11 protein-coding genes and 3 pseudogenes are annotated in these 14,200 nt (G+C 69.4%); 7 read left to right on the top strand and 7 right to left on the bottom strand.

The features are described 5' to 3' along the window. Positions 1–156 precede the first annotated feature (156 nt). Positions 157–1,379: pseudogene (locus ABZ656_RS40790) on the bottom strand (iron-containing alcohol dehydrogenase). A 59-nt stretch (positions 1,380–1,438) separates the two neighbouring features. On the opposite strand from ABZ656_RS40790, the gene ABZ656_RS40785 reads away from it, so the two are divergent. After that, positions 1,439–1,846, top strand: coding sequence for a PaaI family thioesterase (locus tag ABZ656_RS40785; RefSeq protein WP_360275273.1), 408 nt, complete (start codon positions 1,439–1,441; stop codon positions 1,844–1,846). Between the two features lie 164 nt (positions 1,847–2,010). Here ABZ656_RS40785 and ABZ656_RS40780 read toward each other — a convergent pair whose 3' ends face one another. From ABZ656_RS40780 to ABZ656_RS40770, 3 genes are all read right to left on the bottom strand, one after another. Next, positions 2,011–3,078: an alkene reductase gene (locus ABZ656_RS40780; RefSeq protein ID WP_360275270.1), complete on the bottom strand. Its 1,068-nt coding sequence runs from the start codon at positions 3,076–3,078 to the stop codon at positions 2,011–2,013. A 171-nt stretch (positions 3,079–3,249) separates the two neighbouring features. Further along, positions 3,250–5,439 carry a SpoIIE family protein phosphatase gene (locus tag ABZ656_RS40775; protein WP_360275267.1) on the bottom strand — a complete coding sequence of 730 codons (2,190 nt, stop codon included), beginning with the start codon at positions 5,437–5,439 and terminating at the stop codon, positions 3,250–3,252. 95 nt (positions 5,440–5,534) lie between these two features. After that, complete coding sequence (locus ABZ656_RS40770) at positions 5,535–7,424, bottom strand: propionyl-CoA synthetase (RefSeq protein WP_101406536.1); 1,890 nt, start codon at positions 7,422–7,424, stop codon at positions 5,535–5,537. Between the two features lie 689 nt (positions 7,425–8,113). Between ABZ656_RS40770 and ABZ656_RS40765 the strand changes: the two genes are divergently transcribed. Next, positions 8,114–8,623, top strand: a complete 510-nt coding sequence (locus ABZ656_RS40765) for a helix-turn-helix domain-containing protein (RefSeq protein ID WP_101406535.1) — start codon at positions 8,114–8,116, stop codon at positions 8,621–8,623. A 122-nt stretch (positions 8,624–8,745) separates the two neighbouring features. On the opposite strand, the pseudogene ABZ656_RS40760 reads toward ABZ656_RS40765, so the two are convergent. Then, a pseudogene (locus tag ABZ656_RS40760) lies at positions 8,746–8,931 on the bottom strand (MFS transporter); the annotation flags it as partial. A 188-nt stretch (positions 8,932–9,119) separates the two neighbouring features. Beyond that, complete coding sequence (locus tag ABZ656_RS40755; protein ID WP_360275263.1) at positions 9,120–9,527, bottom strand: RidA family protein; 408 nt, start codon at positions 9,525–9,527, stop codon at positions 9,120–9,122. Between the two features lie 141 nt (positions 9,528–9,668). Between ABZ656_RS40755 and ABZ656_RS40750 the strand changes: the two genes are divergently transcribed. From ABZ656_RS40750 to ABZ656_RS40735, 4 genes and pseudogenes are all read left to right on the top strand, one after another. Then, positions 9,669–10,049, top strand: a complete 381-nt coding sequence (locus tag ABZ656_RS40750) for a helix-turn-helix domain-containing protein (protein WP_360275260.1) — start codon at positions 9,669–9,671, stop codon at positions 10,047–10,049. A gap of 144 nt (positions 10,050–10,193) precedes the next feature. After that, positions 10,194–10,778: pseudogene (locus ABZ656_RS40745) on the top strand (transposase); the annotation flags it as partial. Positions 10,779–10,809: 31 nt separating this feature from the next. Continuing rightward, on the top strand, positions 10,810–11,244 hold the full coding sequence (locus ABZ656_RS40740) for an alpha/beta hydrolase (RefSeq protein ID WP_360275257.1): 435 nt from the start codon (positions 10,810–10,812) through the stop codon (positions 11,242–11,244). A 10-nt stretch (positions 11,245–11,254) separates the two neighbouring features. Then, on the top strand, positions 11,255–11,401 hold the full coding sequence (locus ABZ656_RS40735) for an alpha/beta hydrolase (RefSeq protein ID WP_360275279.1): 147 nt from the start codon (positions 11,255–11,257) through the stop codon (positions 11,399–11,401). 227 nt (positions 11,402–11,628) lie between these two features. Here ABZ656_RS40735 and ABZ656_RS40730 read toward each other — a convergent pair whose 3' ends face one another. Further along, complete coding sequence (locus tag ABZ656_RS40730; protein WP_101406532.1) at positions 11,629–12,201, bottom strand: TetR/AcrR family transcriptional regulator; 573 nt, start codon at positions 12,199–12,201, stop codon at positions 11,629–11,631. Between the two features lie 301 nt (positions 12,202–12,502). Here ABZ656_RS40730 and ABZ656_RS40725 point away from each other — a divergent pair, with 301 nt between their 5' ends. Then, complete coding sequence (locus tag ABZ656_RS40725; protein WP_360275254.1) at positions 12,503–14,071, top strand: long-chain fatty acid--CoA ligase; 1,569 nt, start codon at positions 12,503–12,505, stop codon at positions 14,069–14,071. The last annotated feature ends 129 nt before the right edge of the window (positions 14,072–14,200 follow it).

Raw genomic sequence — 14,200 nt, 5'->3', positions numbered from 1 at the left:
GCCCACTTCATGGCGCGTTGTCGCGGCGAGTTCGGAAACGCCCGAGTCGCCGGGCGGCGCTCCTTCCCCGCGCCCGATCGTGATGCCCCCCGCCGTGGAGAGCCCGCCCGGGGACCAGTGCCGGCCGGGCGCCGCCTCGCCCGCACCCGGAGATCGTCAGGCCGGCTGGGTGCGGGCGTCGTCCGCCGCGCGTCGCCATGCGGGACTGCGGTCCTTGTCGACCAGGGCCGCGCGGACGCCCTCCAGGAAGTCCGGCGTCCGGATGACCGTGCGCGTGAGGGCGAGTTCGGTGTCCAGACACTGGCGCAACGCGTGCTGCCTGCCCGGGCCAGCAGGGCGTGGGTGATCTCCAGGCTCTGCGGCGAGGCGGCCTCCAGGGAGGTCAGCGCGGCCGCAGCCCATGGAGTGCCGAGGTGGTGCAGGCGTTTCTCGATCTCGCCGAGCACCGGGGCGCCGAACGCCCAGTCCACTTCGCCGCGTACCTTCGCCAGCCCACTCCCCGCCACGGGGGAACAGCCGGCCAGGCGGTTCAGGACGACGTCCACCGGGTTGCCGGGGTTGTCGGCCAGGGCGTGCGCGACCGCGTCGAGGCTGTCCCCGGCGACGAAGTGCGTGGCCAGCCCCGTGTACAGGGCGTCGGCCGCGTCGAGCATCATCGCCTCGCGGGCCTCGATGTCCTCCCCGTCGGCGTAGGCGCGGCGGAGGTGGCGGCCGATGGTCCGGATCGCGTTCAGGGCGAGGCCGTCGGAGAACGGGTTGGCCTTGCGGCTCACATACGCCTCGACTGCGTGCGTCAGCGCGTCTATGCCGGTGTCAGCGGTCAGTCGGGAGGGCATCGACAGGGTCAGTTCGAAGTCGACGACGGCGGCGACCGGCAGGAACGCGGGCCCCGTGCAGAGCATCTTCTCGTCCGTGGCGCTGTCGGTGATGACGGTGAACTGGGTGGCCTCGGAGCCGCTGCCGGCGGTCGTCGGGACCGCGATCACCGGAATTGCCGGGCCGAGGTTGGTTCGCGGGGCCTTGTAGTCCCGCATCCGCCCGCCCTGGACGCCCAGCAGGCCGAGGGCCTTGGCGGTCTCCATCGGGCTGCCGCCGCCGAATCCGATCACCGAGTCCGCCTCGTGCTCCCGCAGGACGTCCAGTCCCGCGCCGAGCGAGTCGGTCGTCGGATCCGGGACGGTTTCGGTGAACAGGAGCGGTTGCAGACCGGCGTCCCTCAACGTCGTCATCAGCCGCTCCGCCGCACCGGTTCCGGCGAGGAACGCGTCCGTCACCAGCAGGGGGCGGCGCAGGCCCAGCCCTGTGACCACATCGCCCAGTTCACCGACGGCGCCACGCCCGACGCGCAGGATCCGGGGCAGGGAAAGGCTGGCAATCATGGGGGCCCTTTCAGCAGGAACGGCGCCGCGCCCACCCCCTCGACTGTGCGACCGGCACAATGCGCAATCAACCGCCAATAACGCCGATCAATCACACCGTCGACTTCACCCTGGACGAGGTGGAGCCCGGCAGGGCGGTGTTCTCCCTGACGCCGGGGGAGGAGCACTACAACCCGATCGGCAGCGTGCCCGGCGGCATTTTCGCCACCCTGCTCGACTCGGCGGCAGGCTGTGCCGTCCAGTCCACTCTCCCGCAGGGCGTGGCGTACACCTCGCTCGACCTGACGATGAAGTTCCTGCGTCGGGTCACCGTGGAAACGGGCACGGTGCGCGCCATCGGCACCGTCGTCATCAGGGGGCGTCAAACCGCCCTCGCCCAGGCTCAGTTGGTCGACGCGACGGATCGGCTGCTCGCTCACGCCACGAGCAGTTGCACGCTCTTTCCGGTGCCTGCCTCCTCGGCCTGAGCCCCGGCGGCGAGCGGTCGAGCGCCTCTTCCGAAGTGTGCCGCCCGCCGTGCACGTCGGGTCGGCCCGGCAACCCGAGCAAGGAACGGGGTGCCGGGCCGACGCGTACCGGGGTCCGTCCGGAGCACCCGGGGCGAAGACTCCCCGGGCGCGTGGGCCCGATGTCAGGCGGTGAGGGCGGGGTAGTCGGTGTAGCCGGCCGCGCCGCCGCCGTAGAACGTGTTCGGGTCGGGGGTGTTCAGGGACGCCCCGGAGCGTACGCGCGCGACCAGGTCGGGGTTGGCGAGGGCCATGGAGCCGACGGTGACGACGTCGGTCACGCCGTCCTCGACGTCCTTGGCGCGGGTCGCGATGTCGGCGCCCGCCCGGTTGAGGAGCAGCGTGGTCGGCCACAGCTTGCGCAGGGTGTGCAGGAGTTCCTCGTCGCCGCCGTGACCTATGTGCAGGTAGGCGAGGTTGAGGGGGGCGAGGGCGCGCAGGAGGTGCGGATAGAGCTCGTGGGGGTCGTCCTCGGTGAGGTCGTTGAGCTGGAAGGGGTTTCCGGGGGAGATCCGGATGCCGGTGCGGCCGGCGCCGATCTCGCCGGCCACGGCCGTGGCGACCTCCACCGCGAAACGGATCCGGTTGTCGAGAGAGCCGCCGTACTGGTCGGTGCGCTGGTTGGCACTGGGGAAGAGGAACTGGTTGACCAGGTAGCCGTTGGCCCCGTGGATCTCGACGCCGTCGGCGCCGGCCGTGATGGCGGCCGCGGCGGCGTGGCGGAAGTCCTCGACCGTCGCGGCGACCTCCTCGGTGGACAGCTCGCGCGGCTCGGGCATCTCCTGCATCCCGGACGGGGTGAAGGTGAGGCCCTGCGGCCTGATCACGGAGGGGGCCACCGGCTGCCGGTGGTGCGGGGTGCTGTCCGGGTGGGCGATGCGTCCGGCGTGCATCAGCTGGATGATGATCCGACCGTCGGCCGCGTGCACGGCGTCGGTGACCTTGCGCCAGCCGGCGATGTGCTCCTCGGTGTAGATGCCCGGGGTCGCCGGGTAGCCCTGGCCGTCAGCGGAGGGCTGGGTGCCCTCGGTGATGATGAGCGCGTGCGAGGCGCGCTGGGCGTAGTACTCGGCGTTCAGCTCGGTCGGCACGCCCTCCGGGGTGGCGCGGCTCCGGGTCAGGGGTGCCATGGCCAGGCGGTGCGGCAGCGGGATGTCTCCGACGGTGGTCGGGTTCCACAGGGCGTTCAGCATGAGGATTCCTCTTGCAAGGGGTGATGGATCGCCGAGGGGCGCGGGGGAGGCGGTCAACACCCCGACCGGCCAGCCGAGCGAACGTCGGCGCGATCGTAGAATTACGAACGTAATATTATGCGGGAGGGTGCGACGTGGCAAGTGGGGATCCCGCGGAACCCGTGCGGATCCTCACTCCGGAGAGGACGGCGCCTCGGTCGAGGGGCTCGGAATCAGCTGCTCGGCCCAGATGACCTTGCCCTCGCGGTTGTGCCGCGTCCCCCAGCGTTCGGTGAGTTGGGCGACCAGGAGCAGGCCACGGCCGCCCTCGTCGAAGACCCGGGCGCGACGCAGGTGCGGGGCGGTGCTGCTGGCGTCCGAGACCTCGCACGTCAGCGTGGCCTGAAGGACCATTCGCAGTTGGATGGGGCCCTTGCCGTAGCGGATGGCGTTCGTCACCAGTTCGCTGACCACGAGCTCGGTGGTGAAGGCCATGTCCTCCAGACCCCAGGCGGCCAGCTGAGTGGACGCCTGGGCGCGGGCCTTGGAGACGACGGCCGGGTCGCAGGGCAGATCCCAGGTGGCGACGTGGCCGGAGTCAAGGACTCTGGTCTGTGCCACGAGGAGGGCGACATCGTCCGCGGGGCGGTGGGGCAGCAGCGCGGACAGCAGTTCGTCACAGGTCTCTTCGAGAGAGGCCGGCGACCTGGCGAGAACGTCGTGCAGCAACGCGAGTGTGCGGTCCGGGTCGCGCGTGCGGCTCTGGACGAGTCCGTCGGTGTACAGCACCAGCCGACTGCCGTGCTCCAGTTCGAACTGCGCCGTTTCGAAGGGGAGTCCGCCCAGGCCCAGGGGCGGGCCGACCGGCAGCTCCGGGAAGTCGACCGTACGCGATGCCGGGGCATCGGCGTCACCGGCCAGGGGAGCCACCACTACCGGAGCCACATGTCCGGCGCTGGCAAGGGAGCAGACGCGGGAGACGGGGTCGTAGACCGCGTACAGGCAGGTGGCGCTGATCTCGTCCGCGCACTCCTCCTCGCGCTGCGACCGGATGACGACGTCATCCAGGTGGGTCAGCAGTTCGTCGGGAGGCAGGTCGAGGTCGGCCAGGGTGCGGACGGCCGTCCGCAGCCGGCCCATGGTGGCCGCGGCTTGGATGCCGCGGCCGATCACGTCGCCCACGACGAGAGCTACGCGGGCTCCGGAGAGCGGAATCACGTCGAACCAGTCGCCCCCCACTCCGGCGCGTGATCCGCTGGGCAGGTAGCGCGACGCCGTCTCGACGGCCGACTCCTCCGGCGTACGGTGCGGCAGCAGGCTGCGTTGGAGAGTGAGCGCGGTGGATCGCTCCTGCGTGTAGCGACGGGCGTTGTCGATGTTCACCGCCGCTCTGGACGCGATCTCCTGGACCAGCAGCATCTCGTCGTCGTCGAACGGATCCGCCGTCCGGCGGCGGACGAACTGCGCGAGTCCCAGCGGACTGCCACGGGCCCACAGGGGGACCAGAAGCAGGGAGTGCGGACCCCACGCGCGCAGGGCGAGCGCGTGATCCGGCGATGTCGCCAGCCACGCGGGGACGTCATCCGCTGTGACGCGGAGGCGGAGGGGCTGTCCGTTGGTCAGTACACGGGCCGGCTCCGAGCCTTCCGGGTAGCTGTGGGTCCACCCCGCGGCGCATGCCAGGTCCGGGCAGCCGGCCGAGGCCGCCTGGGCGATGCGGCACAGGGTGGCAGGAGCGGGCGCCGGGTGGAGGTCCTCCTCCTCGAGGGCGGAGGAGAGCAGGTCGACGGCGGCGAGGTCGGCGAAGTGATCGGTCCCGACATCCGCCAGCTCCTGCGCGGTGACCGCGATGTCCAGGGTCGTTCCGATCCGGGTCCCGGCCTCATTGATCACGATCAGCCGCCGCTGCAGCCACCGGTCACGTGCCCGCTGGTAGGCCGCGACAGCCTGCTCCGCCGTACGGTCGACATACTCGAAGGCCAGCGCGCTCAGAGTGACGGTCGTCTGACTGAGCAGCTCCTGGGAGTCGGTGATCCGGGCCGCTTCGGCATAGAACTCATGCAGCAGACCCGCGTGCACGATCCGGTAGACGCGCAGGAGCTCACTGATCGGCACTCCGTGCTCGGCGAGACGGCAGGCGAACTCGATGGCCGCGGGCGGTGTCCTGACCTCGGTCAGGACACGGCCGTGGGCGAGGAAGTCCAAAGCGGCGACGACGTGTTCGGACAGTCCGGCCGGGGCCACGGCGGCGATGTCCTCGTACTGCCACAGCTCGGGAAACTCGCAGCGCAGGCGTCGCAGCACCACATCCGCCACGCGACCCGTCCGAGGCATGAGCCCCCGGGCGAGATCACTGAGGAAGAGATGCACACCGGTCCCCATGTCCGAAATGTACCCCTGGCCTGGTGGCAGGGTTGTGCCGCGCGAAGTCCACTGGAGGCATTCCGCCCCCTGGCGGACGGGCCGTGCGTCGCCGGTCACGGTGTGTGATCCGGACGGCGGAGAACGGGACGCAGGGTCTCGATGACCCCCGGGTCGTCCACCGTCGACGGGATGGGCTCGTCGTGGCCGTCGGCGATACCGCGCATCGTCTTGCGCAGGATCTTTCCCGATCGGGTCTTGGGCAGGGCGGCCACGACCGTGACGTCCTTGAGGGAGGCGACCGCACCGATACGCTCGCGTACGAGCCGGACGAGTTCGACCTCCACCTCGCCCGGTTCGCGGTCGGTGCCGGCCTTCAGTACGACGAAGCCGCGCGGGACCTGTCCCTTCAGCGCGTCGGCGACGCCGATGACGGCGCACTCGGCGACGTCGGGGTGGGCGGCCAGGGCCTCCTCCATGCTGCCGGTGGACAGCCGGTGTCCGGCGACGTTGATGACATCGTCCGTGCGGCCCATGACGAAGACGTAGCCGTCGTCATCGATGTGGCCGCTGTCGCCGGTGAGGTAGTAGCCGTCGAAGGCGGAGAGGTAGGACGCGACGTAGCGCTCGTCGTCGTTCCAGAGGGTGGGGAGGGCGCCGGGTGGCAGGGGGAGCTTCACGACGATCGCGCCGTCGACGTCCGGGAGGACCGGCTTGCCCGAGGGATCGACGACCCGGACGTCCCAGCCCGGCAGCGGGCGCGTCGGGGACCCCGGCTTGAGCGGCGCGGCCTCGATGCCCACGGGGTTGGCGACGATGGGCCAGCCGGTCTCGGTCTGCCACCAGTGGTCGATCACCGGGATGTCCAGCAGAGCGCTCGCCCAGTGATACGTCTCGGGGTCGAGGCGCTCACCGGCGAGGAAGAGGTGGCGCAGGGCGGACAGGTCGTAGCCGGCGGTGAGCGTGCCCTTCGGGTCCTCCTTGCGGATGGCCCGGAGGGCGGTCGGTGCCGTGAACATGGTCTTGACGCCGTAATCGGCGGCCACGCGCCAGAACTGGCCCGCGTCCGGGGTGCCGACCGGTTTTCCTTCGTACAGGACCGTCGTGGCGCCGGCCAGCAGGGGCGCGTAGACGATGTACGAGTGCCCGACGACCCAGCCGACGTCGGAGCCCGTGAACATCGTCTCGCCGGGGCCCACGTCGTAGACGGCGCTCATCGACCAGTGGAGGGCGACCGCGTAGCCGCCGCAGTCACGGACGACTCCCTTGGGCTTTCCGGTCGTTCCCGAGGTGTAGAGGATGTAGAGGGGATCGGTGGCGGCCACGGGAACGCAGTCGACCGGCTGCGCGGCAGCGGCCAGTTCGCTCCAGTCGAGATCGTCGGGCCCCAACTCTGCCGGCTCCTGCGGGCGTTGCAGGATCACTCTCTTCTCCGGCTTGTGGGCCGCGAGTTCGATCGCCCGGTCGAGCAGCGGCTTGTACGCGATGACACGCTCGCCCTCGATGCCGCAGGAGGCGGAGACGACGACCTTCGGGGCCGCGTCGTCGATACGGAGGGCGAGTTCACGCGGGGCGAACCCGCCGAAGACGACCGAGTGGACCGCGCCGATCCGCGCGCAGGCCAGCATCGCGACTGCGGCCTCGGGGACCATCGGCATGTAGATCACCACACGGTCGCCGCGCCCCACGCCGAGCTGCGCGAGCGCTCCGGCGAAGGCCGCCACCTCGTCCGTGAGCCCCGCGTAGGTGTACGTGCGCCGCGTGCCGGTCACGGGTGAGTCGTAGACCAGCGCGTGCTGCTCGCCCCGACCGGCTTCGACGTGCCGGTCGAGCGCGTTGAAACAGACGTTCAGCCGCCCGTCGGGAAACCAGCGGTAGAAGGGCGCGCCCGAGGAATCCAGGGCGCGTTGTGGAGGGGTGTCCCAGTCGATGCCTTCCGCCGCCTTCAGCCAGAAGGATTCCGGCTCTTCGAGGCTGGCACGGAAGACATCCTCGTACGTTCCCATCGCGCACTCCTTTGTGGCTTCGGGGTCGTGCCGCTTCCGGGGCGCGTCGGCGAACAGGTGGGTGCGGGACACCCGTATCGCCGGCCGGTCGGCAGAGGCGGGGAGGAGGGCCGGAGCGAGCCGGTCTTCGGCTCAGTTGCCGAGGTGGTGGCGGAGCCGAGTGCCGATCCGGTTGGAGCGGGCGATGTCGCGGGCGCCGCGAGGTCAGCCGGGGATCGCCGCTTTCGCGCTGACGCTCACGAGGAGCGGTGTGAACTGCTGTACTTGGGGCCTTGCCATGGTGACGCTCCTGCTCGGGTCGGTACCGGGCCCGGCCTCGCCGGACGCTGCCGGGCGGGTGTGCTGATCTGGACGCTACTTTCTGAGTATCGGAAAGTAAACCCAGGGCGTGATGGAATCTTCCCCGGACGCGACCGGGTCCCTTCGCATCACCGCGGTTGCGGATCGGTGGACTGGACCCCGAGTTCCCGGCCCGTCAGGACGCGGTAACCGTGCCACGCTCTGCTGCGATCAGGAGGATCACGGACCGTGTGACGAGCTGTCAACAGCCTGTGAGGCGTGTGGGGTACGTCACTGCTGCGGCGGGTGCCGGCGTGCGGGGCCGGTCTGGTGCTGATGCGTGGTAGCGGATACGCGCACCCGTTTCTAGGTATCGAAAAGTAAACTCAGATCGCGTTAGAATCATGCCCATGACTGCGTGGACCGAACTTGCCAAGGACACCGGTGCGGATCTCCGCCTCGACCGGGACACGTCGAACTGCTCGATCGCGCGGACCCTTGAGATCGTGGGCGAGAAGTGGACGATCCTGATCCTGCGTGAGGTCTGGTACGGCTCGTCCCGCTTCGGTGACTTCGAACGCGTCCTGGGCTGCCCCCGCAACCTTCTCTCGGCGCGGCTCCGGATGCTCGTGGCCGAGGGAATCCTGGCCACCGAGAGCTACCAGGAGCCCGGTTCCCGCAGCCGTCCGAAATACGTGATCACCCCCAAGGGCATGGACCTGGTGCCGGCCGTGATGGGACTTCTGCAGTGGGGGGACCGCCACGTTGCCGACCCCGAGGGGCCGGCCGTACTGACGCGGCATCGCGAGTGCGGCGCACCCGTAGGCGTCCAGATCCGCTGCGGAGCAGGTCATGCCGTACAGGCCGAAGATGTCGAGAGTGTTCCCGGCCCCGCGTTCCGCCTGAAGCCCGTGGGGTGAGCGGCAGGATGCGACTGCGCAGGTGGCGCGTTCAGTTTTCCGGTGCGCGCCCGCTCTGTACGTCCGAGCGGGGTCGGGCCCCCGTGTCCGGGCCTGGTGAAGGCGGGCCTTGGTTCGGTTGAGGCGGAGCCGTAGCCGCCCTGGGCGGAGAAGACCGCGGCCAGCGACGCGCCGCCGACCTCGCGGATCGCGTTGTTCGCGCCGGAGGCGATGCCCTGCTCTTTCGGGCGGACCGTGCTCATGACGAGGTTGGCGCTGGGGGCGAAGTACTTGCCCAGGCCGATACCGCAGACGATCAGCGCGGGCAGCAGGTGGGACCTGGCGATCATGAGTGACCTTCGCCTACCGCGAGCTCGGCCCCCGGTCCGGTGTCCCGGTGGTCTCCTCACCCACCTGGACTAGGAGCGTGGGTCAGTAACTGTGACCGAGCACGCTGGTTGGCCGCTGAGCGCCGCCTAGTTGGCCATTTCGGCGCTCAGCGGCAAAGAGCACCTGTTCAGTCGAGGACCGCGGTGGCTTCGATCTCGACCAGATGGCCGGGGACATCCAGTGCCGCAACGCCTATCAGTGTGGTCGGCGGGGCCGGGGTGACCCCCAGCTTCGTGGCTGCCCGGGAGATCCCTTCCAGGAGCGGGGGCATCTTGTCGGGGGTCCAGTCGACGACGTAGAAGGACAGCTTTGCCACGTCGTCGAAGGAGCCACCGACCTCGGCCAGGGCGGTGCCGACGTTGAGATAGCTCTGCTCGACCTGGGCGGCAAGGTCGCCTTCGCCGATCGTGACTCCCTCGGCGTCCCAGGCGACCTGCCCGGCGATAAAGACCAGCCTCGTCCCGGATGCGATCGACACCTGCTGGTAGACGTCGATCTTGGGCAATCCGCTGGGGTTCATAAAGGTGATGGCCATGCTGCCTGTCTCCTCGTCCTGAGCGCCTGTGGGCTCGCGTCCGCGCCGACCAAGACGCTCACTCTCTTGTGGTTACTCAGAAACCGTAAGAGAGTGGACGCTGACGTGGAAGAACGCACTTTTCAGTGACTGGAGAACCTTATGGTGACCACGCAGTTCACAGGCTCGCCCGAGGATGCAGACCTGGCGCGTGCGGGCTCCTTGGCTCGGGAGATCTTCTCCGACGTCGCCAACAAGTGGGCCTTCCTCATCGTCGAGGGTCTCGGTGAACGCACCCTGCGCTTCAGCGAGCTGCGGAACGAGATCGAGGGCATCAGCCACAAGATGCTCACCCAGAACCTGCGCATGCTGGAGCGCAATGGCCTGGTCGAGCGCACCGTGCACCCCACCGTCCCACCGCGGGTCGAATACACCCTCACCGAGCCGGGTCAAGCCCTGCGCGCAACGGTCGACGGAATGTGCGGCTGGACCCACCAGTACTTCGGTCACATTGAAGCTGCCCGCCGCCGCTTCGACGCCTGACGGCTGGCGCACGCGCTGCCGTGGGCCGGCCAGCTGCAATGCTCAGAGTGGCCAACCAGCGTGCTCAGTCGCAGTAACCGGCAACCCGCGTGCGTCTGATGATCAGTTGTGCGGGATGATCCCGGTCTGCGTGATCAGGAGGGGCTGTTCGAGGTCGAGCCGGCCGAGGGCAAACAGCCGCCACGTCGTGCGGCGGCGGTGGACAAGCGATTCAGGTCGTTCGACCCGCACCAGGTCCTGCTGCTGCCGCCGTCGCTGGACGACTGGCTGCCCCAGGACCATCTGGCCCGCTTCGTCGCCGAGCTGGTCGACGACGTGCTGGACCTCGGACCGGTCCTGGCCGACTACACCGAGAAGCGGGGCTTCCCGCCCTACGACCCGCGGCTGATGGTGCGGCTGCTGATCTACGGTTACACCGCCGGCGTCCGCTCGTCCCGGGCGATCGAGCGCAAGTGCGTGGACGATGTCGCGTTCCAGTTCCTGGCCGCCGACCAGGCACCGGACTACCGCTCGATCGCCCGGTTCCGCCGCCGTCACCTGGACGCTCTCGCCGATCTGTTCACCCAGTCCCTGCACCTCGCGCAGAAGCTGGGCATGGTCAAGATGGGCCGCGTCGCCCTGGACGGCACCAAGGTCGAAGCCAATGCCTCCAAGCACAAGGCGATGAGCTACGGCCGCCTGGTTACCAAAGAAGAGCGCGTGGAAGCCGAGATCGCTGACCTGGAGGCCAACCGGTTCGACGCCGAAGACCATCGAGGAGGTGGCCAAGGACGCCGTCACCTTCATCCGGGTGCTCGGGCTTGAGCAGGTGGACATTCTCAGTCTCTCGATGGGTGGCTTGATCGCCCAGGTGCTCGCGCAGACCGAGCCGCGACTCATCCGCAGGCTGATCCTCGCGGGCACCGGTCCCGCCGGCGGCGAGGGCGTCAAGAACGTGACCCGGGTCTCCCGCTTCGACACCGTCCGAGCGCTGTTCAACCTTCAGGATCCGAAGCAGCTCCTCTTCTTCACCCGCACCGCGAACGGGCGTCGGGCCGGCAAGGAGTTCCTGGCTCATCTGAAGGAGCGCACGCAGGACCGGGACAAGGCGATCTCCCTCATCTCCTACTTCTCCCAGCTCAAGGCCATCCGCCGCTGGGGGCTGGCACAGCCGCAGCTCCGTCATCCAGCAACCCGTGCTCGTCGCCAACGGTGACGACGACAGGATGGTTCCGACGAAGAACTCGGTCCCCATGGCTCGGCGACTGCCGAACGCCGAGCTGGTGATCTACCCCGACGCCGGCCACGGCGGCATCTTCCAGTTCCACGAGCAGTTCGTGCCGACGGCTCTCGAGTTCCTCGAACGACCGTAGGCGCGCAGTGCGGTCGGCGCCGGGGCCGAGGGCGTCGGCTCAGAGCCGTGACGCCCGGTGCGGGCGGCTGTGTTTCCTGCTCCAGGCGGGTGGTTCGTCCTGGCCACGCTCGGGATCCGGTCAGTCCTGGCTCCTGGCTGCTCGGTGCGAGCCGCGGTCAGGCGCGCGTCGTCACGCACGGGGCGGCGGGGGCAGGCCGTCACCCGGCCGGGGATTGACCGTTCCCCTCAGCGCATGAAGGCGAGGGCGTTCTCGATTCCCTTCTCGAGGACCTCGTCGGAGAACTTCCGGTCGGACAGAGCGCGGGACAACTGCAACGTTCCCACCGCCATGGTGAAGAGCCCGACGGCCTTACCGCGGGCGGATTGCGGATCCTCGGGTGCCAGGCGGGCGGCGAGCTCTTCCACGATGGCCCTGGCACCATCGGTGTACGCGTCCTTCGTCCCGTCGCCGCAGCGGCCGACCTCGTCGAGCAGGGCGGCGGACGGGCATCCGTCGCCGGGGTTGTCCCGGTGCTCGGGCGACAGGTACTCGCGAACGAAATCCTCGAGTCCCTCGCGCCCGGGCCGCAGTGTGCCGTACTTCTTCACCTGCGTGCGCAGCTGGTCGGCGACGACGTTGGCGACGAGGTCGTCCTTGGACTCGAAGTGGGCGTAGAAGGCTCCGTTGGTGAGTCCGGCGTCCGACATCAGCGTGGAGATGCCGGAGCCGTCTATGCCGTCCTGCTTGAACCGGTGGCCGGCCCGCTCGATGATCCGTTGCCGCGTCACCTGCTTGTGCTCCTTGGTATAGCGCGCCACAGGGGTCCTCCATCAACTCCGCCGGGCCATTGCCTCGCATCCCAGTCTAATCTATGGTCTGACGCGTGTAATATTATGATCGTCAGGTGATTTTGCGGCCGATCCGCCGCCCCGGGACGCCACCGCCACGCGGGCGGTGTCCGCCGAAGGTGGCGTCCCGCGCCACAGGCGGACACCCTGCGGCGTTCGGCGCGCACCATCGAGTCCGGCGGCCGCTCTGCCGGGCCGTGAAGCGGAGCGCTTCGCACCGCCTTGGCCGTTGCCCGGATCGACCGCCCACACCCGGAGAGCCAGGAGAGCGATGATGCTCAGCCCGAGCCGCAACGTGTCACGACTGCTGACGGATTCCGCGTCCCGGTACCCGGAGCGCACCGCGATCGTCTTCGGTGACGACCGCATCACGTACGCCGCCCTCGACGCCGCCGCCAACCGGGTCGCGAACCTGCTCGTCTCGCGCGGGATCCGGCCGGGGGACAAGGTCGCGCTGTCCTGCCCCAACCTGCCCCACTTCTCCAGCGTCTACTTCGGCATCCTCAAGGCCGGTGCCGTGGTCGTGCCGCTGAACGTGCTGCTGAGGTCCCGCGAGATCGCCTACCACCTCGCCGACTCCGACGCGAAGGCGTACTTCGCGTTCGAGAGCACGTCGGAGCTGCCGATCGCGCAGGCCGCGTGGGAGGGGTTCCGGGCAGCCGAGGGCTGCACCGAGTTCTTCCTGATCGAGAGCGGTGCCGCGGCCCCGGTCGGGGGTGGGAGGCCGGAGTCCTACGCAGGGGTCGTCGCCGAGCAGCCCGTGACGTTCCGGACGGTCGAGCGCGACGAGGAGGACACCGCCGTGGTCCTCTATACCTCCGGCACGACCGGCCATCCCAAGGGCGCGGAACTGCGGCACCGCAACGTGTACGACAACGCGCTCATCGGCCGCGACCTGTTCGCGGCCGATCCCGGGCACCCCGACACCTACCTGTGTGTGCTGCCGCTGTTCCACGCCTTCGGCCAGACCGTGATCCAGAACGGCGCCTTCGCGTTCGGCGGCACGATCGTGATGCAGCCGAGGTTCGAGGCGCGGGCGGCCCTGCGGCTCATGCTCGCCCACGACGTGACGTTCTTCGCCGGCGTCCCGACGATGTACTGGGGTCTGCTCGCGGCACTCGACGAGACGGTCGACGTCGCCCGCCTGGCCGCGAACCTCCGCGTGGCCGTGGCAGGCGGCTCGGCGCTGCCCGCCGAGATCCACAAGCAGTTCAAGGACCGCTTCGGCGTCACGATCCTCGAGGGCTACGGGCTGTCCGAGACCTCGCCGATCGCGTCCTTCTCCCGGTTCGGCGAGGAACCCCGCGTCGGCTCGATCGGCGTGCCGATCCGGGGCGTGGAGATGAAGCTGATCCGCGACGACTGGTCCGAGGTCAAGGGTGGCGCCGACGAGATCGGGGAGATCGCGATCAAGGGACACAACGTCATGAAGGGCTACTACAAGCGGCCCGAAGCGACGGCCGAGGCGATCAGGGAGGGCTGGTTCCGATCCGGCGACCTCGCCCGCAAGGACGAGGACGGCTTCTACTACATCGTCGACCGGTCCAAGGACATGATCATCCGGGGCGGCTTCAACGTCTACCCGCGCGAGATCGAGGACGTGCTCATGGAACACCCCGCGGTCTCGCTGGCCGCCGTGATCGGCGTACCGCACGAGTCCCACGGCGAGGAGATCAAGGCCGTCGTTGTGAAGAAGGCAGGCAGCAGCACGACCGAGGACGAGCTCGTGGCCTGGGCGAAGGAGCGGCTCGCCGCGTACAAGTACCCGCGCATCGTCCAGTTCGTCGACGAACTGCCCCTGACGTCCACCGGCAAGATCCTCAAGCGCCGACTCTCCTGAGCGGCCGGCACGTTGTCGCGGCTGGGGCGGCCGATCCCTTCGGTGCGGTCGGAGTGAGCCCATGCACCCGGCCCCACCGAAGGGAAACCGCCTGTTGCCTTTCCTGCCCGGCCACTCGCCCCTGTCCGA

The organism is Streptomyces sp. NPDC007095, from assembly GCF_040634475.1.
Lineage (GTDB): Bacteria > Actinomycetota > Actinomycetes > Streptomycetales > Streptomycetaceae > Streptomyces.
The sequence above is the reverse complement of the archived record's forward strand: the minus strand, read 5'-3'. Positions and strand labels throughout refer to the sequence as shown.